Source organism: Streptomyces sp. T12, from assembly GCF_028736035.1.
Classification (GTDB): Bacteria; Actinomycetota; Actinomycetes; order Streptomycetales; family Streptomycetaceae; genus Streptomyces.
In genome coordinates this window covers 2,632,922-2,652,722 of sequence record NZ_CP117866.1, presented here as the reverse complement: position 1 = coordinate 2,652,722, position 19,801 = coordinate 2,632,922, and the positions used below count along the sequence as shown (strand labels likewise).

Below are 19,801 nucleotides of genomic sequence, written 5' to 3'. Positions count from 1 at the left end.
CACGGCAGTCGTGTGAACGGACGAGGCATGTCGCGCGTCCCTTTGTAGGGTCGGATCATGGCTCGCAACGTTGTCATCAGTGGTGGCGGTACAGGAATCGGGCTCGCGGCGGCGCAGCTGTTCGCGGCGGACGGGGATCAGGTGCTCCTGCTCGGGCGGCGCGCCGAGGTGCTGGAGCAGGCCGGTGTGCCCGGGGCGCTCACCTACGCGGCGGATCTGAGCAAGCCGCGTGGCGTGCGCGGTGTGGAGCGGTTCGTGGCATCGGAACTCGGCACCGTGGACGTACTGATCCACAGTGCCGGAGGCGCCGGCCATCTGGAGCCCCAGGTGGACAGCGACGAGCCCCTCGACGTCGTGCTGCACAACTGGACCCTCAACTTCGGCCTCAACACCCTGACCGCGGCTCTCCTCACCGAGGCCCTGAAGGACCGGCTCGCCGACCCCGGCGGGCGGGTGCTGTTCCTGAGCTCCATCGCCGCCTTCCGGGGGTCCGGCAGCGGGGCGTACGCGGCGTCGAAGGCCGCGCTGCATCCGTACGCCCATGATCTGGCCCGGCAGTTGGGGCCGCGCGGGATCACCGTCAACGTGGTCGCGCCCGGGTATGTCGAGGACACCGAGTTCTTCGGCGACGCGATGGACGAGGAGCGGCGCGAGCGGCTCGTCGCGGAGACCTCGACCGGGCGGGCCGGTACGCCGGGGGACGTCGCCGCGACCCTGCACTGGCTGGCGTCCCACGGCGCCGGGCACGTCACCTCGCAGATCATCCAGGTCAACGGCGGGGCCGAGCGCGGGCACTGAGCCGGTCAGGGGCGGTCAGGTCGCGCCGTCGGCTGGTGGTCGTGCTGGTGCGTGCGGCGGGCCGGGATGCGGCCGGGCACGGCGCCGGGGACGGGGAAGCCGGGCGGCAGGGCCGCGTCCGTCGCGTTGACGCGCGGCAGCGCGTACGGGTGCTCCTCGGCCAGCCAGCCGATGAGCTGCTCGCGCACGGTGACCCGTACCGTCCACAGGTCGTCCGCGTCCTTCGCCGTGACCAGGGCCCGCACCTCCATGGTGCTCGGTGTCGAGTCCGTGACGACCAGGCCGTAGTCGCGGCCGTCCCACGCCGGGCAGGCGCGCAGGATGTCGCGGAGCCGCTCGCGCATCTTCTCCATCGGTGCCGAGTGGTCGAGGTGGAGGAAGACGGTGCCGGTCATCTGGGCACCGCCGCGTGACCAGTTCTCGAAGGCCTTCGAGGTGAAGTACGACACGGGCATCGTGATCCGGCGCTCGTCCCAGGTCCGCACGGTCAGGAACGTCAGCGTGATCTCCTCGACGGTCCCCCACTCGCCGTCCACGACCACCGTGTCCCCCAGGCGCACCATGTCGCCGAAGGCGATCTGGAACCCGGCGAACATATTGCTCAGCGTGGACTGGGCCGCGACACCGGCGACGATGCCGAGGATGCCGGCCGAGGCGAGCAGTGAGGCGCCGGCCGCGCGCATCGCCGGGAAGGTCAGCAGCATGGCCGCCACCGCCACCACGCCGACCACCGCCGACACCACGCGCATGATCAGTGTCACCTGGGTGCGCACCCGCCGGACCCGGGCCGGATCGCGGTGCACGCGGGCGTAGCGGCTGTACGTCGTCTCCACGACCGCCGCCGCGATACGGATCGCCAGCCAGGCCGCTGCCCCGATCAGCACCAGCGTCAGCACCCGGCCGACGGCGACCTTGTGCTCCTCCAGCAGCTGCGACTCGTCGTACGACCCTCTGAGCAGGGCAGCGCACAGGACGAGCTGGTAGGGGACGCGGGCGCGGCGCAGCAGATCCCACAGCGGGGTCTCACTGTGCCGTTCGTCGGCCTTGCGCATCAGGCGGTCGGTGGCCCACCCGATGATCAGGGTGAGCAGGACCGAGCCACCGATCACGATCAGCGGTCGGAGTATGTTCTCCATGCCCCCGAACGTAACCACTCGAGGGGGGTCATGAACATGTGCGCCGGTGAGGCGGTGGTCACGGCGTTGTCGTACCCGGCTGGCACCATGGCCTCATGAACATCATGCTTTTTCACTCGACCTATGGCCTCAGGCCCGCGGTGCGCCAGGCCGCGGACCGGCTGCGCGCCGCCGGACACGAGGTGTGGACGCCGGACCTCTTCGAGGGGCGCACGTTCGAGACGGTCGAGGAAGGCATGGAGTTCAACGACCGGGTCGGCAAGGACGAGCTGCTGAAGCGGGCCGTGCTCGCCGCCGCGCCCTACTCGGAGCGGGGCCTGGTGTACGCCGGGTTCTCGCTCGGCGCCTCCATCGCGCAGACCCTCGCGCTCGGCGACGAGAAGGCGCGCGGGGTGCTGCTCCTGCACGGCACGTCGGACATCGCGGCGAACGCCTCGGTGGACGAGCTGCCGGTGCAGCTGCATGTCGCCGAGCCGGACCCGTTCGAGACGGACGACTGGCTGAGCGCCTGGTATCTCCAGATGGGCAGAGCGGGCGCCGACGTCGAGGTGTACAGATACGCCGGGGCCGGCCACCTCTACACCGACCCCGACCTGCCGGACTACGACGAGGAGGCCGCCGAGGCCACCTGGCGGGTGGCGCTCGGCTTCCTCGACTCGCTGTAGCGGACGGCTCAGCCGGCCGCTCGGTACGCCGCCCAGTTCTGCTGCATGCGCGTCACCTGGCCCGAGGTGAACTGGTACATGCAGGAGTCGTATGTGTAGTCCATGAAGTTGTGGATCGGGTCCGCCCCCGCCTTGCGGGTGCAGGTGTCGCGGCCCTCCGGGCACTCGTAGGCGGCGCTCTTCTCGGCCGGTGTGTCGTCGACGTAGTCGCCGTTGCCGTTACAGCCGCCCTGGAAGGTGTGGTAGAGCCCCATCCAGTGGCCGACCTCGTGTGTCGCGGTGTCGCCCTCGTTGTAGTTGGCGGCCGAGCCGCCCGGCAGTGAGGCGTCGAGGAGGACCACGCCGTCCATGGACGGGCTCGACTTGTAGGAGCTGGGGAAGGTCGCCCAGCCGAGGAGGCCGTCGCCGAGGTTGGCGGTGTAGACGTTGAGCGCGTTCGCGCCGCCCTTGCGCAGGGCGGACTTCATCGCCTTCTCCTCCGCCGAGCCGTAGCCGACGTTGTACCAGGCGGCGTTGTCGGTGTAGTCGGTGCCGGCCAGCGTGAACTGGTAGCCGGAGTCGACGTTTCCGGTGCCCTGGCCGGCGTAGGCCGCGTTCAGGACGTTCAGCTGGGCGTTGATGTCGGCGGAGTCGAGCTGGCCGGTGGCTCCGTCGTGGATGACGTGGAAGTAGACCGGGATCGTGGTGGAGGCGGCCGCGGCGAGGCTGCGGTTGCCGGTGGCGGGGAGCTTGTCGAGCTTCTTCCGCAGAGCGGCGTCCATCGCCTGGGCCTTGGCGGCGCTGATCTCGTTGGGCTCGGCGACGGCCTCGCCGCCGTGTCCGGGGTGGGCCTCGCGGGCCGCGGAGTGGCCGGCCTCCTCGGCGCAGTCGGCGGCCGGAGCCTGGGCCGCCGCGACTGTGGTGGGCGCCGAGAGGGGAGCGAGCATCAAGGTTCCGGCCACGGCGGTCGTGGCGAGAACACGTCTGCGCGTAAAGGGGGATATCCGGGCAAGCGCACGCATGCTGACTCCTAGCTGATGCGTTGGGGAGGGGGCGCAGGGGTCTTCCTGGCCGCCGCCCGGAGATTACGTGGACATGCCCATGTCCGAAGAGAATCGATCAGGCCCAATCAATTACCCGACAGAAAGGGGTAATTGGGGTAAGTGAATGATCAACAGTCCGGAGTGTGAGATCGCGGTGTAACGGATTCCGCTGCCCGGGCGGGTGGTGTGTCCGGATTCGGAACGGGACTCGCACCACCCGCCGTAGCGATGTGATCTCCGGTTAACGGTCCCTATTCGGACCGGGAGTGGCTGAAAATCGACCCTCTGGCACAGGTCTTACACGGGGTCGTACGTCCGCTCGACCTTCTGCGTCCCGCTGCGCGTGCGGTACGAACGGGCCCAGGACGAGGTCGCGTCCCGCTTCGTCTTGTCGGACAGGACGTAGTAGTCCATCTGCGCCCGCTCGGCCGTGATGTCCAGGACGCCGTAGCCGTGGCGGTCGGTGTCGACCCAGTGGACGTGCCGGTTGGCGGCCTTGATGATCGGCGCGGCGATCGCGGAGACCGTGCCCTCGGGCACCTTGACGATGTCGTCCAGGTTGTCCGATGTCACCGAGGTGACGACGAACTCCGTGGCGGCCGAGGCGGACAGCGGGTACGTACCGGCGTCCACCGGCACGTCGTTGGCCCACGCCATGTGGATGTCGCCGGTCAGGAACACGGTGTTGCGGATCGCGTTCGAGCGCAGGTGGGCGAGGAGTTCGCGGCGGTCGTCCGTGTAGCCGTCCCACTGGTCGGGGTTGAGGGCGAGCCCCTCCTGCGGCAGGCCCATCAGCTTGGCCAGCGGCTTGAGCAGGTCCGCGGTCAGGGAGCCGATCGCGAACGGCGAGATCATCACCGAGTTTCCGACCAGCCGCCAGGTGGTGTCGGAGGACTTCAGCCCCGCCTTCAGCCAGTCCAGTTGGGCCCGCCCGGTGAGGGTGCGGTCCGGGTCGTCGACTTCACCGTTGCCCACCTTGACCTGCTGCGAGCGGAAGGAGCGCAGGTCGAGCAGGGAGAGATCGGCGAGCTTGCCGAAGCGCAGGCGGCGGTAGGTGGTGCCGGCGATCGCCGGGCGCACCGGCATCCACTCGAAGTAGGCCTGCTTGGCAGCGGCCTGGCGTGCGGCCCAGGCACCCTCGGCACCCTCGGTGTGGTTCTCGGCGCCGCCCGACCAGGCGTCGTTGGCGATCTCGTGGTCGTCCCAGATCGCGATGACCGGAGCCTTCGTGTGCAGGGCCTGCAGATCGGGGTCCGTCTTGTACTTGCCGTGCCGGGTGCGGTAGTCGGCGAGCGTGAGGATCTCGTGGGTGGGCGCGGTCTGGCGTACGACGGTGCCGCGCGTGCCGTACTCGCCGGTGCCGTACTCGTAGATGTAGTCGCCCAGGTGCAGCCAGGCGTCCAGGTCGCCGCGGGCCGCGAGATGGCGGTACGACGAGAAGTATCCGCCCTCCCAGTTGGCGCAGGAGACCACGCCGAAGCGCAGGCCCGAGACGGACGCGTTCGCCGCCGGCGCGGTGCGGGTACGCGCCACCGGGGAGTCCGTGCCGCCCGCCGAGAAGCGGAACCAGTAGTCGGTGGCCGGCTCCAGGCCCCGTATGTCGGCCTTGACGGTGTGGTCGGAGGCGGCGGTCGCGGTGGCCGAGCCTTTGGCGACGATGTTCGTCAGGGCCTTGTCCCGGGCGACGATCCAGCTGACCTCGGTGTCCGGGCCGAGCCCGGAGCCCGGTATCGCCTCGGCGGTGGGCGTCACCCGGGTCCACAGCAGGACGCCGTCGGGCAGCGGGTCACCGGAGGCGACGCCGTGCAGGAAGACGGGGGCCTGCTCAGCGGCCCGGGCGGGCAGCGCGGCCGCGAGCGGGCCGGCCAGGACAGCCGTCGCCGCCGCGGCCTTGACGACCGTACGGCGGCGAGGGGCAAGGGAATTGAGCTGCTCTGGTGATCTGTATCGACTGGTCACAGTCGATCAGGTTACTGATCGGTATGAACAAGAGGGGGCGAACCCGTAAGAGTTCGCCCCCTCTTCATGCGGAAGCTGGGTTCCCAGTTGGCGTCAGCCCTTGAGGGCCGCGTCCACCACCTTGTTGTAGTCGGCCACGGTCAGGAGCGGGGTGCCCCCGTTGAGCTGCTTGCCGTCCATGGTGAAGCCCGGGGTGCCGGTCACACCCTCCTTGTTGTCGTCGAAGGTCTTCGACATGGCCATCGCCCAGGCGTCGTAGGTGCCCTTCTTGACCGCGTCCTGGAACTTCTTGTTGTCCTTCAGCGCGGGCACGGTGTCGGCGACCTCGATGAGGTAGCTGTCGTCCTTGAACTTGTCGGTCGTCTCGTCCGGGTGCCACTTCGCCGAGTACAGCGCGGCCTTGTACTCGAGGAACGCCTCGTCGCTGACGTTCAGCGCGGCACCCAGGGCGCTCAGCGCGTTCTTGGAACCCTCGCCGTTGTCCTTGTTGTCGATGAACGTGGCGCCGATGTACTGGAACTTGTACTTGCCGCTGTCGATGTCCTTCTTCACGGTCGGGCCGACGGCCTGCTCGAAGGAGGCGCAGACGGGACAGCGCGGGTCCTCGTAGATCTTGAGGGTCTTCTTGGCGCTGTCCTTGCCGATGACGACGGTCGTGCCGTTCGTACCCGTGGTGTGGGCCGGGGCGACGACCTTGTCGTCCTTCACGGCCTCCCAGTAGGTGGGCTTGTTGGCCTGGACGACGGCATAACCTATGCCGCCGGCTGCCGCCAGGACGCCGACGACCGAGGCGGCGACGATGATCTGCCGCCTGACCTTGGCCCGCTTTGCCTCGCGCTCACGCTCGGCGCGCAGCCGCTCCCGGGCCGCCGTCTTCGCTGCCTGGCTGTTCCGCTTGCTCATGTTGGTGATCTCCATGGGGACACGCACACGTGTGTGCGGGATACGTATGGGTGGGTTGTGGTGCTCAGTTGCCGTTCACGCAGAGGTGAAGGCGGGCGAGCACGGCGGTCCACGCCGTCCCAGGGAGTGCACGAGGAGGAGGCTGCGGGCGGTGGTCGTACGGTCGGCGGGGCGCGGCAGGCGGCGGGCCGGTGCGATCCGGCGTACCGTCACCGCGGCGGCGGCGGCCAGCAGCAGCGGGCGGAACGTGGTCGCCGTCACCGCGCTCAGCAGCTGGGCCAGGGCCCGCTCGCCGCGGCGCAGCCAGGCGGCGGCGAGGAGGCCGACCGAGACGTGCGCGCCGAGCAGCAGCCAGGCGGTGGCCGGGTCGGCGTGGGCGAGGAGACCGCCGAGCCTGTCGGGGTCGGCACCGGTGACCTGCGCCAGTGGCGTGCCGACCTGGGTGCCGTCGCCGCACAGCACGTCCCAGCCGACCGAGGCCAGCGGGCCGGCGACCGGCCCGCCCGCCTTGCCGTAACAGACGTGCTGGCCGGTGGTGAGGATCGTGTCGGCGGCCAGCTCCAGCGGAATCAGCAGGGCGGCGATCCGCCCGAAGCTCCGCTCGCGGCCGGCCAGGGCGTACGCCAGGACGAACATGGCGGCCGCGAGCAGGGCCACCGTGTTCAGCGGCAACGGAGCCCGGGAGAGCAGCACGTGCGACGCGGTGCTGAGCGTCACGACGAGTGACGTGAACAGCGCCGCGCGTACGGCTCGTAGCTGGGTCCCGGATATGTCCATAGCGCAGGAGAGTGTGTCACGTAGGCCTGTAAGAGACCCTTAAAGAGTGCCTGTGAGCGGACGGGGAGCGCCGGTGCGCGGCCCTTCCGTCACAGACCCGGAATCCGGCCGTTGCGGAACAGGTCGACGAAGATCTGGTGGTCGGCACGCGCGCGTGCGCCGTAGTCGTGCGCGAAGTCGACCAGGAGCTCCGCGAAGCCGGCGCCCCCGTCGGAGTCCGCCGCGATCGCCGCGTCGATGGCCCGCTCGGTGGAGAACGGCACCAGGGACTCGCCGGAGGTGTCGTCCGCCGCCGCGTGCATCGTGGCCGTCGCCCGGCCGAGGTCGGCGACGACCGCCGCGATCTCCTCCGGGTCGTCGATGTCGCCCCAGTCCAGGTCCACGGCGTACGGCGAGACCTCGGCGACCAGCTGGCCCGCCCCGTCCAGCTCGGTCCAGCCCAGCCACGGGTCGGCGTGCGCCTGCAGGGCGCGCTGGGAGATCACCGTGCGGTGGCCCTCGTGCTGGAAGTACTCGCGGATCGCCGGGTCGGTGATGTGGCGGGAGACGGCCGGGGTCTGGGCCTGCTTGATGTAGATCACGACGTCGTTCTCCAGGGCGTCGCTGTGGCCCTCCAGAAGGATGTTGTACGACGGCAGCCCGGCCGACCCGATGCCGATGCCGCGGCGGCCGACCACGTCCTTCACCCGGTACGAGTCCGGGCGGGCCAGCGAGGCGTCCGGCAACGTCTCCAGATAGCCGTCGAAGGCCGCGAGCACCTTGTAGCGCGTGGCCGCGTCCAGCTCGATGGAGCCGCCGCCCCCGGCGAAGCGCCGCTCGAAGTCACGGATCTCGGTCATCGACTCCAGCAGCCCGAAGCGGGTCAGCGCCCGGGCGTCCCGCAGCGCGTCCAGCAGCGGGCCCTGGGCGGTGTCCAGCGTGAACGGCGGGACCTCGTCGCGCTTGGCGCCGGTGGCCAGGGCGTGCACGCGCTCGCGGTACGCGCCCGCGTAGATCTGCACCAGCTCGGTGATCTGCTCGTCGCTGAGCGCCTTGGCGTACCCGATGAGGGCGACCGATGCGGCGAAGCGCTTGAGGTCCCAGGTGAAGGGGCCGACGTACGCCTCGTCGAAGTCGTTGACGTTGAAGATCAGCCGGCCGTTGGCGTCCATGTACGTGCCGAAGTTCTCGGCGTGCAGGTCGCCGTGGATCCACACGCGCGAGGTGCGCTCGTCGAGGTACGGTCCGCCCCGCTTCTCCGGGTCCAGGTCGTGGTAGAAGAGACACGCCGTGCCGCGGTAGAACGCGAACGCCGAGGCCGCCATCTTCCGGAACTTCACGCGGAACGCGGCCGGGTCGGCGGCCAGGAGCTCGCCGAAGGCGGTGTCGAAGACGGCGAGGATCTCGTCGCCGCGCTGCTCGCCGTTGAGCTGGGGGACCGACATCGCTGGGTGCCTCCTGGTGCATGAACGTGTACGACAGCGTTTCTGTCGTCTCCAACGGGTGAGGGCACCCGGAAGTGCCCGCGACCCTCGCTGTGAAGGTACGCGGGGGAGCCCATTGAGTGTCAGTCCCGAGGCATAGACTTCGACGCTGACCCCAGGACTGTCCGCCAGCCCGTTGCCGAGCGTTTCCTTTGGAGGCCACACCGTGTCAAAGCCGCCGTTCACGCACCTGCACGTCCACACCCAGTACTCGCTGCTGGACGGTGCCGCGCGGCTCAAGGACATGTTCAACGCCTGCAATGAGATGGGCATGACGCACATCGCCATGTCCGACCACGGCAACCTCCACGGGGCGTACGACTTCTTCCACTCCGCGAAGAAGGCCGGAGTCACCCCGATCATCGGGATCGAGGCCTATGTCGCGCCCGAGTCCCGGCGCAACAAGCGCAAGATCCAGTGGGGCCAGCCGCACCAGAAGCGGGACGACGTCTCCGGTTCCGGTGGTTACACCCACAAGACGATGTGGGCCGTGAACAAGACGGGTCTGCACAACATCTTCCGGCTGTCGTCGGACGCGTACGCCGAGGGCTGGCTGCAGAAGTGGCCCCGGATGGACAAGGAGACCATCGCCCAGTGGTCCGAGGGGATCGTCGCCTCCACCGGCTGCCCCTCCGGCGAGGTCCAGACCCGGCTGCGGCTCGGTCAGGAGGAGGAGGCCCTCAAGGCGGCCGCCGACTACCAGGACATCTTCGGCAAGGACAAGTACTTCCTGGAGCTGATGGACCACGGCATCGACATCGAGCACCGGGTCCGCGACGGCCTCCTGGAGATCGGCAGGAAGCTCGGCATTCCGCCGCTGGTCACCAACGACTCGCACTACACGTACGCACACGAGGCGACCGCCCACGACGCCCTGCTGTGCATCCAGACCGGCAAGAACCTCTCCGACCCGGACCGCTTCAAGTTCGACGGCACCGGCTACTACCTGAAGTCCACGGACGAGATGTACGCCATCGACTCCTCGGACGCCTGGCAGCAGGGCTGCGCCAACACGCTCCTCGTCGCCGAGATGGTCGACACCACCGGCATGTTCGAGTCCCGGAACCTGATGCCGAAGTTCGACATCCCCGAGGGCTACACCGAGGTCACCTGGTTCAAGGAGGAGGTCCGCCGGGGCATGGAGCGCCGCTTCCCCGGCGGCATCCCCGAGGACCGGCAGAAGCAGGCCGAGTACGAGATGGACGTCATCATCTCGATGGGCTTCCCCGGCTACTTCCTCGTCGTCGCCGACTTCATCATGTGGGCCAAGAACAACGGCATCGCGGTCGGCCCCGGCCGAGGCTCCGCGGCCGGTTCGATCGTCGCCTACGCCATGGGCATCACCGACCTCGATCCCATCCCGCACGGCCTGATCTTCGAGCGGTTCCTCAACCCCGAGCGCATCTCGATGCCCGATGTCGACATCGACTTCGACGAGCGCAGGCGCGTCGAGGTGATCAGGTACGTGACGGAGAAGTACGGCGCCGACAAGGTCGCCATGATCGGCACCTACGGCAAGATCAAGGCGAAGAACGCGATCAAGGACTCCGCGCGCGTGCTGGGCTACCCGTACGCCATGGGCGACCGCCTCACCAAGGCCATGCCCGCCGACGTCCTCGGCAAGGGCATCGACCTCAACGGCATCACCGACCCCTCGCACCCCCGCTACAGCGAGGCGGGCGAGATCCGGGCGATGTACGAGAACGAACCGGACGTGAAGAAGGTCATCGACACCGCCAAGGGCGTCGAGGGCCTGGTCCGGCAAATGGGTGTGCACGCCGCCGGCGTGATCATGTCCAGCGAGACCATCACCGAGCACGTGCCCGTCTGGGTGCGGCACACCGACGGCGTGACCATCACGCAGTGGGACTACCCGAGCTGTGAGTCGCTCGGCCTGCTGAAGATGGACTTCCTCGGCCTGCGCAACCTGACGATCATGGACGACGCCGTCAAGATGGTGAAGTCCAACAAGGGCATCGACATCGATCTGCTGAGCCTCCCGCTCGACGATCCGACGACCTTCGAACTGCTCCAGCGCGGCGACACCCTCGGCGTCTTCCAGTTCGACGGCGGCCCCATGCGCTCGCTGCTGCGCCTGATGAAGCCCGACAACTTCGAAGACATCTCCGCCGTCTCCGCCCTGTACCGTCCGGGCCCGATGGGCATGGACTCGCACACCAACTACGCGCTGCGCAAGAACAAGCTCCAGGAGATCACCCCGATCCACAAGGAGCTGGAGGAGCCCCTCGAAGAGGTCCTGGCCGTCACCTACGGCCTGATCGTCTACCAGGAGCAGGTGCAGAAGGCCGCCCAGATCATCGCCGGCTACTCGCTCGGCGAGGCCGACATCCTCCGCCGCGTGATGGGCAAGAAGAAGCCCGACGAACTGGCGAAGAACTTCGTCCTCTTCCAGAAGGGCGCCCGCGACAAGGGCTACAGCGACGAGGCCATCCAGGCCCTGTGGGACGTGCTGGTCCCGTTCGCCGGCTACGCGTTCAACAAGGCGCACTCGGCCGCGTACGGCCTGGTCTCGTACTGGACCGCCTACCTCAAGGCGAACCACCCCGCCGAGTACATGGCCGCCCTGCTGACCTCCGTCAAGGACGACAAGGACAAGTCGGCCGTCTACCTCAACGAGTGCCGCCGCATGGGCATCAAGGTGCTCCCGCCGAACGTCAACGAGTCGGTGCACAACTTCGCCGCCCAGGGCGACGACGTGATCCTCTTCGGCCTCGAAGCCGTGCGCAACGTCGGCACGAACGTGGTCGAGTCGATCATCAAGAGCCGCAAGGCCAAGGGCAAGTACGCCTCCTTCCCCGACTACCTCGACAAGGTCGAGGCGGTCGCCTGCAACAAGCGCACCACGGAGTCGCTGATCAAGGCGGGCGCGTTCGACACCCTGGGGCACACCCGCAAGGGCCTCACCGCGCACTTCGAGCCGATGATCGACAACGTGGTCGCGGTCAAGCGCAAGGAGGCCGAGGGCCAGTTCGACCTCTTCGGCGGCATGGGCGAGGAGGAGAGCGACGAGCCCGGCTTCGGACTCGACGTGCAGTTCACCGACGAGGAGTGGGACAAGACCTATCTGCTGGCCCAGGAGCGGGAGATGCTCGGTCTGTACGTCTCCGACCACCCGCTCTTCGGCCTGGAACACGTCCTGTCCGACAAGGCGGACGCCGGCATCGCCCAGCTGACGGGCGGCGAGCACGCCGACGGCGCGGTCGTCACCATCGGCGGCATCATCTCCGGCCTCCAGCGCAAGATGACCAAGCAGGGCAACGCCTGGGCGATCGCCACGGTCGAGGACCTCGCCGGTTCCATCGAGTGCATGTTCTTCCCGGCGACGTACCAGCTCGTCTCGACCCAACTCGTCGAGGACGCCGTCGTGTTCGTCAAGGGCCGCCTCGACAAGCGCGAGGACGTGCCGCGGCTGGTCGCGATGGAGCTCCAGGTCCCCGACCTGTCCAACGCGGGCACCAACGCGCCCGTGATCCTCACCATCCCGGCCACCAGGGTGACCCCGCCGATGATCAACCGCCTCGGCGAGATCCTCACCCACCACAAGGGCGACAGCGAGGTCCGCATCAAGCTCCAGGGCCCGACCAAGACGACGGTGCTCCGGCTGGACCGGCACCGGGTGAAGCCCGACCCGGCGCTGTTCGGTGACCTGAAGGTGCTGCTCGGCCCGTCCTGCCTGGCGGGCTGAGCGGCTGAGCGGTTGGCGCGCGCCATGGCGTCGGCAGCGCGAGAGGGGCGCACCCCGTGTGGGGTGCGCCCCTCTTCATGTGCCTTCGTGTGCCTGGGTCTCAACGACCCGTTATGCAGATGTCAGTTGTGACCGAAGCGCTTTTGCCGGCCCTTGCGGGCCATGTCGCCCGGGGTCGCCTGCGTGATGCGCTGCTCGGCCTGCGTCTCCATCGACGACTGCTGGGCCTCCTGCTGACCACGCTCGGACTGCGGCTGCTTGCGGTCCTGCTTCTTGTTCTTGGCCATGGTGATGCCTCCTGTGGGGGATCTAGGGGCCAGGGCCGGGACCAGATTCACATAGGCTGACGAAGAGTGCATTTCGGATAATTACCGTGTGTAACGGGGGTTGTCGGGGCGCGAGGCATGGCGCGCCGGGGCGGCGATGCCTCGAAACGCCACGCCGAAGATCGAGTTCGCCCCGTTAACCCCCGCGTGGTCGGGCAGACTCGAAGGAAGCCCCAAGCAAACCTCCCAGGAAGAGGGTGAGTCGCGTGGACCGCTGCATCGTCCTGGTGGACGCCGGGTATCTGCTGGGGGCCGCCGCGAGCCTCCTCGCCGGGGAGCCCTCCCGGTCCCGGATCACCGTCGACCACGCCGCCCTCATCCAGGGCCTGCGCGAACGCGCCGAGTCGGACACGCAGCAGCCCCTGCTGCGCATCTACTGGTTCGACGGCGCCCCCGACCGCGTCCCGCAGCCCGAGCACCGCAGGCTGCGGGTGATGCCGCGGGTCACCGTCCGGCTGGGCGCCCTGACCCGCAGCGACGGCCGCTGGGCCCAGAAGGGCGTGGACGCCGCGATGCACGCCGAGCTCACCGAGTTGGCCCGCAACCGCGCCTGCTCGGACGTGGTGCTGGTGACCGGCGACGGTGATCTGCTGCCGGGCATGATGGCCGCCAAGGAGCACGGCGTCGCCGTACACCTGTGGGCGGTGCAGGCCGCCGACGGGGACTACAACCAGTCCGAGGACCTGGTCGCCGAGGCCGACGAACGGCGCGTGCTCGACCGTACGTGGATCACCAAGGCCGTACGCGCCAAGGAGCTCACCGGAGTCTGCGCGCCGCCGCCGGTGCCCCGGCCCGAGATCGCCGCGATCCTGTCCGCGCCGCTGCCCGACTCCGCGCTCGGCGCGAGGACCGAGCGGCCCGCCGACGAGGGCGAGCACGCCCCGGCGGCCGCCGCCTCGGAGAACGGCACGCAGGAGCGGGTGCCGGCGCCCAAGGGCGTGCCCACGCCGAAGGACCTCGCCGCCCTGCGCGCGCCCGGCGTCCAGTCGGCCCAGCCCCCCGCCAGCGCAACGCTGCGCTGGTCCTCCGACAAGGGGTGGGTGGACCGGCCCGGCGTCGCGGCCGAGCCGCCCGACGCCGCCTCGATGCCGACGCTCGCGCAGCTGACCACGGCGGAGCAGCGGTGGGCCGACCGGGAGGAGGACATCACCACGGTCGGCGGCGATCCGTACGAGGTGGGGCAGGTCTTCGCGCGACGGTGGATGGAGCGGCTGGGGGAGCAGGGCCATCTGCAGAAGCTGTCCGGGATGTATCCGCGGATTCCGCATCGGATCGACGGGGAGCTGCTGCGGTACGCGGCTCGGTTCGGGTTGCTCGCGCACAAGGACGACCAGATCGACGAGCATGATCGGTACGCGATCCGGGCCGGGTTCTGGCGGGAGATCGATGTGCGGACGGCCGCGGAGCATGCGCCCGCGGGTGAATGACGCGGGCCGAGGTGAGCTCGGCACCCCCGGGACGCGTCGTCGGGGTTGAACGCCGTTACGGCGGATTTGGGGCCACCGGCGGATTTCCTACGGCGAGCTGGTGGTTTGTGCCGAGTGGCCGACCCGAGGGCGGATCGGGGTTGCGGACCCCGTAGTCTCGTCCCTTGTGAGTACGCGCGCGGGACAGGCACTTCGGCACAGTGGGGATGTCGTGTGTGCCGTGCGCGGGCTGACCAAGACCTATCCGGCCGTACGAGGGCGGCGCGGGGCGCCCGGGACGCCCGAGGTGCGGGCCACCGACGACGTACGGCTGGACATCCGGCGCGGCGAGATCTTCGGGCTGCTCGGCCCGAACGGCGCCGGCAAGACCACCCTCGTACGACAGCTCACCGGGCTGATGCGGCCCGACTGCGGCAGCGTGGAGATCCTCGGGCACGACATCGTGCGGCACCCGGAGCGGGCCGCCCGCATCCTCGCCTACCTCGGGCAGGAGTCGACGGCCCTCGACGAGCTGACCGTGTCCCTCGCCGCCGAGACGACCGGGCGGCTGCGCGGCCTGGACGTGCGGCAGGCGCGCGCCGAGCGGGACGCCGTACTCGACGAGCTGGGCCTCGGGCCGCTTGCCGGGCGGCCGATCAAGAAGCTGTCCGGCGGGCAGCGTCGGCTGGCCTGCTTCGCCGCCGCGCTGGTCGGGGAGCGGCCGCTGCTCGTGCTCGACGAGCCGACCACCGCGATGGACCCGGTGGCGCGGCGGGCCGTGTGGTCGGCCGTGGACCGGCGGCGGGCCGAGCGCGGGACGACCGTGCTGCTCGTCACCCACAACGTCATCGAGGCCGAGACCGTGCTCGACCGGGTCGCGGTGCTCGACCGGGGCCGCGTGATCGCCTGTGACACACCCTCCGGGCTCAAGGAGCGGGTCGCGGGCGAGGTACGGGTCGAGCTGCTGTGGCGGGACCGGGCGCCCCTGGAGGTGCCCGAGGTCGCCGCGCTGCAGGACCGGGTCGTGGAGTCCGGGCGGCGCTGGACGCTGCGGCTCGCCCCCGAGGAGGCCCGCGCGGTCGTCGCCACCGTCACCGGCGGGGCCGCCTTCGCCGCGCTGGACGACTTCACGCTCGCCACGCCCAGCCTGGAGGACGTCTATCTGGCGCTGGGCGGAGCCGCACAGCAGGGGCTGGTGAAGGCTTGAGTACGCAGACCGCCGCATCCGTATCCGTACGGAACAGGGCCACCGGACGGAACAGGGCCACCTCCCCAGTGATCCCCCGTGTGAAAGGGAGCAGCGCCACGTGAGTGTCGTACCCGCCGAGGTTCTGCCGGGCAGCGCCCTGGCCGTGGACGAGACGGCCCGTCCGGCCGTGGCCGAGCTCGGGCCGCGGGCGCGGCTGTGGCCGTCGCTGTGCGCGGTGTACCGGGCGCAGCTGTCCCGGGCCCGGGTCGCGCGCATCCCGCTGCTGTTCGTGGCGACCTTCCAGTCGATCGGGATCATGATCCTGATGCGCGGTGTCGTGGACGGCGGGGCCGAGGCGCAGGCCGTGGTGGCCGGGTCGGCCGTGCTCGTGGTCGCCTTCGTCGCGCTGAACCTGCTCGCGCAGTACTTCGGGCAGCTGCGGGCCAGCGGCGGACTCGACCACTACGCCACGCTGCCGGTGCCGCCGGCCGCCGTGGTGCTCGGGGCGGCGGGGGCGTACGCCTCCTTCACCGTGCCGGGGACCGTGGTGACGGCGCTCTTCGGGTGCGCGCTGTTCGGGTTGCCGGTGGCGCATCTGTGGGTGCTCGTCGCGGTGATCCCGCTGGCCGGGGCCGCGCTCGCCGGGCTGGGGGCGGCGCTCGGGCTGCTCGCGCCGCGGCCGGAACTGGCCACGCTGCTCGGGCAGTTGGGGATGTCCGCGGCGCTGCTGCTGGGGGTGCTGCCGGCCGACCGGATGCCGGAGGTGGTGCGGTTCGCGCGGGACCTGCTGCCGTCGACGTACGGCGTGGAGGCCTTCGCGCGGACCTTCGGACCGCACCCCGACTGGGCCTTCGTGCTGGGTGACCTCGCCGTGTGCGGCGTGGTCGGCGTCGTCTCGCTGGCCGTCGCCACCTGGGCGTACCGCCGGGCCGCCGTCCGGTGACGCGCCGCACAGGCCAGCCTGGCACGATGGCAGGGTGACCGCTCCGCTGACTCCTCCGCCGCCGCCCCGTGACCAGTCCTCCCGCCACGCGTGGCAGCAGCCCGCTGCCGGGCACGCGGGTTCCGGGCCGCATGACGCCGTGCACGGCGCTCCTCCCGGGGCACAAGACCCACACGGCTCTCACGGCACGTACGGCATATATGGCTCGTACGAACAGGACGGTCCCGGAATGAAGACCGAAGTGCGAGAAGCCGCCGTCGTCGCGGTCGTGGTGGCGCTCTTCGGAGCGCTGCTCGGGGCGCTGTGGTGGTGGCTGGCGCCGAGCGTGCCGCTGGTCGGGGACGTCGTCGACAAGAGCTGGGTCGTCTACTTCAAGGACACCGAGGGGGAGCAGGCGGTCGGGGTGGACGGAACGTTCACTCTGCTCGCGCTGGTGTTCGGGCTGGTGAGCGCGGTTGCGGTCTTTCTCTGGCGGCGGCGTGGGGGTGTGCCGCTGGTGGTGGCGCTGGCCGTCGGCGGGTTTCTCGGGTCGTTGCTGGCCTGGCGGGTCGGGGTGTGGCTGGGGCCCGCGGAGGATGTGATCGGGCACGCGAAGGACGTGGGCAAGGGGGTTGCGTTCTCGGCGCCGCTGAAGCTCGGGGCCAAGGGGGCGTGGCTGGCCTGGCCGCTGGCGGCGTTGGTGGTGCACCTCGGGTTGACGGCGTTGTTCGGGCCTCGGGACGCGGATCCGTATCAGCAGCTTCCGGAGGCGCAGCAGCAGGGGCTGGGGCCGTACGGGCCGCCGTCGGCGTAGGGCTTCGGTGGGGGGTGGTTGCGCCGAGGGTTCTCGCCCCCGCCGCCCCTACCCGTCCCATCCCCAGGGGCTGGCGCCCCTTCGACCCCGCCTCCTGGGGGCCTGCGGCCCCCAGACCCCCGCTTTCGGCCCTGAACGGGCCTCGTCCTCAAACTCCCCCAGGGGGGCACCCCCAGACGGGCTGAATGACGCGGACCGGCACTGGAGAGTCGTCGGTCCCTACGCCGGGCGGTGTCCGTGGTTCGAGCGGCCCTTCTTGATGCGCCACTTGCGTTTCCGCGTTTTCTTCGACATGTCCCTCGTACTTAACCGAGGAGACCGGGTTCGTCGAGGGGTCACGCACGCCCGATGGGGGCCAGGGTCGCGTTCGTGAGCTTGGCCAGGTCGTCGGGGGAGAGTTCGACCTCCAGGCCGCGGCGGCCCGCCGAGATGCAGATCGTGGGGTGGGCGGAGGCCGAGGCGTCCAGGACCGTGGGGAGCTTCTTGCGCTGGCCCAGCGGGGAGATGCCGCCCCGGACGTAGCCCGTGGTGCGTTCGGCCAGCGCCGGGTCGGCCATCGCGGCGCGCTTGCCGCGGACCGCCGACGCCAGGGCCTTGAGGTCCAGCTGGCCGGCCACCGGGACCACCGCCACGGTCAGGGTGCCGTCCACGTCCGCCACGAGGGTCTTGAAGACCCGGTCGGGGGAGACGCCCATCGCCTGCGCCGCCTCCTCGCCGTAGGACGGGTGGGAGGGGTCGTGGTCGTAGGCGTGGATCGTGTACTCGACGCCCGCGGCCGACAGCGCCACCGTCGCGGGAGTGCCGCCGCCCGATTGTTGCTGGGCCTTCTTCGCCTTCTTCGCCATGTCGTTCCGCTCAGTTGAGACTCGTCGGACCGCGCGTCAGATCCGACGCCGGCAGCGAGGGCAGCGTACGGATGATCGAGGTCTCGGTGCGAAGGAGTTTCAGCTCGTCGCGCAGGCGGGAGGCGATGTCCGGAGCCTGGAGCAGGCGCTGCTTCGTCGGGGTGTCCAGCATCATCGCGGCCGCCACCAGGTAGGAGACGACCGAGGGCTGGTCCGGGAGGTCGGCCGTGGTGGACAGACTGCGTTCGCGTGCGCCCGCCAGGCGCTTCTGGTACTGGCGGAACGCGCGCAGCACCCCTTCCGCCAGCGCCCCCGCCTCGTCACCCTGCTCATCCGGCAGTTCCTCCAGCTCCGCCGTCAGGAACGGGCCCGACGCGTCCACCGACAGCAGGCGTACGCGAGTCGTTCCCGTCGCCAGCACCTCGAACGTGCCGTCGGCCCGCTCCCGGATCGTCGCCGCGTCGGCCACACAGCCCACCCCGTGGAACGCCTTGACCGGGTCCGGCCCGAAGCCCGCCGCGGGGCCGCGCTCGGGGATGGATGTGGGGTCCGGCATGCCGGGGGCGCTCTGGGCCACCTCATGGCCGTCGCGGATCGCCACGACGGCGAAACGGCGCGGTTCCTCCTCGGGGGTCTTCAGAAGATCGCGCATCATGGCGCGATAGCGCTCTTCGAAGACGTTCAGCGGCAGCACGAGCCCCGGGAACAGCACCGAGTTCAGGGGGAAGAGCGGAAGACGGACGGTCACGGCGCCAAAGCCTAGTGGTCGCCGGAGTGCACGCGTCCGGCGCGCCCACTCCGTGGATGACCGGCACTCGCACTCCGGGGCGGAGCGGAGGCCGTCCGCTGCCGCACTTCGTCGCGTACCTCCAGGAACCGGCCCAGTGGATCGTCCGAGAACCGGATCCACGGGAAGGAGGTGGCATACGGGCCGATCAGGCGCAGTTGCTCCAGGGCGTCCTCCCAGCGGCCCAGCCGTACCAGGACGTACGTCAGCTTGTTGCGGATCGCGGCCGGCCAGAGGTCGGCGGCCGGGAAGCGGGCGGAGAGCGTGATCGCGCGGTCGGCCGCCGTGTCCAGCCGCTCGGGCGGCACGCCCGGACCGCAGCCGTCGTTCAGGTAGGCGAGGACGGCCCGGGTAGGCAGCGCCTGTACCAGGGAGTCGGCCGGGGCGTCCTGCGCGGCCCGGTCGGCGAAGTCGAGGCACTCCCGGTGGGAGCCGTGCCAGGACGTGGCGAGGTAGCGCAGGGCCGCCACATGGCAGCCGTAGTGGAGCGGAGCGCGGCGCAGCGCCGCTTCCCACAGTTCCCCGAAGTACGTGTGCCCGGCGCGTGAGCCGCGCGCGTGGTCCAGCGCGATCCGCCACGGCACCGGGTCGCGGTCGTCGGCGCGGGCGGCGGCGGTGATCAGCGGGCTCACCCCGCGCAGCAGCTCGGCCCGGGCAGGGGACTGCCAGGCGCGGTCCACCGCCAGCTGGGCCCGGATCAGCAGCGCGTCCGGGTCGTGCGGGGCGGCCGCGCACCAGGCCTCCAGCCACTCCGGCCGCGAGCGCGCGAAGGAGGCCAGGCGCAGCGCGTACCCGTCTCGGCACTCCCACTGCGCTCTGTGCCGGGTGGTGGCGAGCAGCTCGGCGGCGGTCTCGTAGGCGCCCCGCCCGGCCGCGACCAGCGCGGGTCCGAGGCGGTCGTCGGGCGCGTCGAGGAGCACCTCGGCGTCGGCGGGGAGCCCGACGGCGGGGTGTTCTACGGTCCTTGCCGGCCGGGACGCGCGGCCGAACGGGAGCGGTAGAGCCATGGTGTCGACCATTGAAAGTCCGCTGGTCGCGCCCGCGCCATAGGGAACGGGCAACCCGCGGAAAGTTGTACACGGA

The 19,801-nt window shown here is 70.4% G+C and carries 17 protein-coding genes; 7 read left to right on the top strand and 10 right to left on the bottom strand.

Going from position 1 to position 19,801, the window contains the following annotated elements:
* Positions 1–57 precede the first annotated feature (57 nt).
* Positions 58–798, top strand: coding sequence for an SDR family NAD(P)-dependent oxidoreductase (locus tag PBV52_RS11800; protein ID WP_274238279.1), 741 nt, complete (start codon positions 58–60; stop codon positions 796–798).
* A 5-nt stretch (positions 799–803) separates the two neighbouring features.
* On the opposite strand, the gene PBV52_RS11795 is transcribed toward PBV52_RS11800, so the two are convergent.
* Positions 804–1,934 (bottom strand): mechanosensitive ion channel family protein, encoded by a 1,131-nt coding sequence (locus PBV52_RS11795; RefSeq protein WP_274238278.1) that lies wholly within the window; start codon positions 1,932–1,934, stop codon positions 804–806.
* A 95-nt stretch (positions 1,935–2,029) separates the two neighbouring features.
* Here PBV52_RS11795 and PBV52_RS11790 point away from each other — a divergent pair, with 95 nt between their 5' ends.
* The gene (locus PBV52_RS11790; RefSeq protein ID WP_274238277.1) at positions 2,030–2,599 is read left to right on the top strand and encodes a dienelactone hydrolase family protein; all 570 of its coding nucleotides are present in this window, start codon (positions 2,030–2,032) and stop codon (positions 2,597–2,599) included.
* Positions 2,600–2,607: 8 nt separating this feature from the next.
* Here PBV52_RS11790 and PBV52_RS11785 read toward each other — a convergent pair whose 3' ends face one another.
* The 5 genes from PBV52_RS11785 to PBV52_RS11765 all read right to left on the bottom strand — a co-directional run bounded on the left by PBV52_RS11785 (position 2,608) and on the right by PBV52_RS11765 (position 8,684).
* Positions 2,608–3,600 (bottom strand): zinc metalloprotease, encoded by a 993-nt coding sequence (locus tag PBV52_RS11785; protein WP_274238276.1) that lies wholly within the window; start codon positions 3,598–3,600, stop codon positions 2,608–2,610.
* Positions 3,601–3,918: 318 nt separating this feature from the next.
* Complete coding sequence (locus PBV52_RS11780) at positions 3,919–5,580, bottom strand: alkaline phosphatase (protein WP_274238275.1); 1,662 nt, start codon at positions 5,578–5,580, stop codon at positions 3,919–3,921.
* Positions 5,581–5,673: 93 nt separating this feature from the next.
* Entirely contained in the window at positions 5,674–6,483 is an 810-nt protein-coding gene (locus PBV52_RS11775) for a thioredoxin domain-containing protein (protein WP_274238274.1), read from the bottom strand.
* A gap of 75 nt (positions 6,484–6,558) precedes the next feature.
* Positions 6,559–7,260: a hypothetical protein gene (locus PBV52_RS11770; protein ID WP_274238273.1), complete on the bottom strand. Its 702-nt coding sequence runs from the start codon at positions 7,258–7,260 to the stop codon at positions 6,559–6,561.
* Between the two features lie 89 nt (positions 7,261–7,349).
* Entirely contained in the window at positions 7,350–8,684 is a 1,335-nt protein-coding gene (locus tag PBV52_RS11765; protein WP_274238272.1) for a DUF2252 domain-containing protein, read from the bottom strand.
* A gap of 205 nt (positions 8,685–8,889) precedes the next feature.
* On the opposite strand from PBV52_RS11765, the gene dnaE reads away from it, so the two are divergent.
* Positions 8,890–12,429, top strand: coding sequence for a DNA polymerase III subunit alpha (dnaE, locus tag PBV52_RS11760; protein WP_274238271.1), 3,540 nt, complete (start codon positions 8,890–8,892; stop codon positions 12,427–12,429).
* A 122-nt stretch (positions 12,430–12,551) separates the two neighbouring features.
* Here dnaE and PBV52_RS11755 read toward each other — a convergent pair whose 3' ends face one another.
* Positions 12,552–12,716 (bottom strand): hypothetical protein, encoded by a 165-nt coding sequence (locus PBV52_RS11755; RefSeq protein ID WP_274238270.1) that lies wholly within the window; start codon positions 12,714–12,716, stop codon positions 12,552–12,554.
* A gap of 245 nt (positions 12,717–12,961) precedes the next feature.
* Here PBV52_RS11755 and PBV52_RS11750 point away from each other — a divergent pair, with 245 nt between their 5' ends.
* The 4 genes from PBV52_RS11750 to PBV52_RS11735 all read left to right on the top strand — a co-directional run bounded on the left by PBV52_RS11750 (position 12,962) and on the right by PBV52_RS11735 (position 17,086).
* A complete protein-coding gene (locus PBV52_RS11750; RefSeq protein WP_274238269.1) occupies positions 12,962–14,182 on the top strand; it encodes an NYN domain-containing protein in 1,221 nt (406 codons plus the stop codon).
* 211 nt (positions 14,183–14,393) lie between these two features.
* Entirely contained in the window at positions 14,394–15,368 is a 975-nt protein-coding gene (locus PBV52_RS11745) for an ABC transporter ATP-binding protein (protein ID WP_274238268.1), read from the top strand.
* A 100-nt stretch (positions 15,369–15,468) separates the two neighbouring features.
* Positions 15,469–16,293, top strand: coding sequence for an ABC transporter permease (locus tag PBV52_RS11740; RefSeq protein ID WP_274238267.1), 825 nt, complete (start codon positions 15,469–15,471; stop codon positions 16,291–16,293).
* 34 nt (positions 16,294–16,327) lie between these two features.
* A complete protein-coding gene (locus PBV52_RS11735; protein ID WP_274238266.1) occupies positions 16,328–17,086 on the top strand; it encodes an AAA family ATPase in 759 nt (252 codons plus the stop codon).
* A gap of 335 nt (positions 17,087–17,421) precedes the next feature.
* Here the strand turns inward: PBV52_RS11735 and ybaK are convergent, their stop codons facing one another.
* From ybaK to PBV52_RS11720, 3 genes are read right to left on the bottom strand one after another with little or no spacing between them, the layout of a single operon-like run.
* Positions 17,422–17,931 carry a Cys-tRNA(Pro) deacylase gene (gene ybaK, locus PBV52_RS11730; RefSeq protein WP_274238265.1) on the bottom strand — a complete coding sequence of 170 codons (510 nt, stop codon included), beginning with the start codon at positions 17,929–17,931 and terminating at the stop codon, positions 17,422–17,424.
* A 10-nt stretch (positions 17,932–17,941) separates the two neighbouring features.
* Entirely contained in the window at positions 17,942–18,679 is a 738-nt protein-coding gene (locus tag PBV52_RS11725; RefSeq protein ID WP_274238264.1) for an LON peptidase substrate-binding domain-containing protein, read from the bottom strand.
* Positions 18,680–18,690: 11 nt separating this feature from the next.
* Positions 18,691–19,737: a hypothetical protein gene (locus tag PBV52_RS11720; RefSeq protein ID WP_274238263.1), complete on the bottom strand. Its 1,047-nt coding sequence runs from the start codon at positions 19,735–19,737 to the stop codon at positions 18,691–18,693.
* Positions 19,738–19,801 lie beyond the last annotated feature (64 nt).

Excerpts from the sequence above, each read along its gene's own strand:
- PBV52_RS11785 (WP_274238276.1), bottom strand. The coding sequence starts at position 3,600 with ATGCGTGCGCTTGCCCGGATATCCCCCTTTACGCGCAGACGTGTTCTC.
- PBV52_RS11800 (WP_274238279.1), top strand. The coding sequence starts at position 58 with ATGGCTCGCAACGTTGTCATCAGTGGTGGCGGTACAGGAATCGGGCTC.
- PBV52_RS11765 (WP_274238272.1), bottom strand. The coding sequence starts at position 8,684 with ATGTCGGTCCCCCAGCTCAACGGCGAGCAGCGCGGCGACGAGATCCTC.
- PBV52_RS11770 (WP_274238273.1), bottom strand. The coding sequence starts at position 7,260 with ATGGACATATCCGGGACCCAGCTACGAGCCGTACGCGCGGCGCTGTTC.
- PBV52_RS11790 (WP_274238277.1), top strand. The coding sequence starts at position 2,030 with ATGAACATCATGCTTTTTCACTCGACCTATGGCCTCAGGCCCGCGGTG.
- PBV52_RS11775 (WP_274238274.1), bottom strand. The coding sequence starts at position 6,483 with ATGAGCAAGCGGAACAGCCAGGCAGCGAAGACGGCGGCCCGGGAGCGG.
- PBV52_RS11755 (WP_274238270.1), bottom strand. The coding sequence starts at position 12,716 with ATGGCCAAGAACAAGAAGCAGGACCGCAAGCAGCCGCAGTCCGAGCGT.
- PBV52_RS11795 (WP_274238278.1), bottom strand. The coding sequence starts at position 1,934 with ATGGAGAACATACTCCGACCGCTGATCGTGATCGGTGGCTCGGTCCTG.
- PBV52_RS11720 (WP_274238263.1), bottom strand. The coding sequence starts at position 19,737 with ATGGTCGACACCATGGCTCTACCGCTCCCGTTCGGCCGCGCGTCCCGG.
- ybaK (WP_274238265.1), bottom strand. The coding sequence starts at position 17,931 with ATGGCGAAGAAGGCGAAGAAGGCCCAGCAACAATCGGGCGGCGGCACT.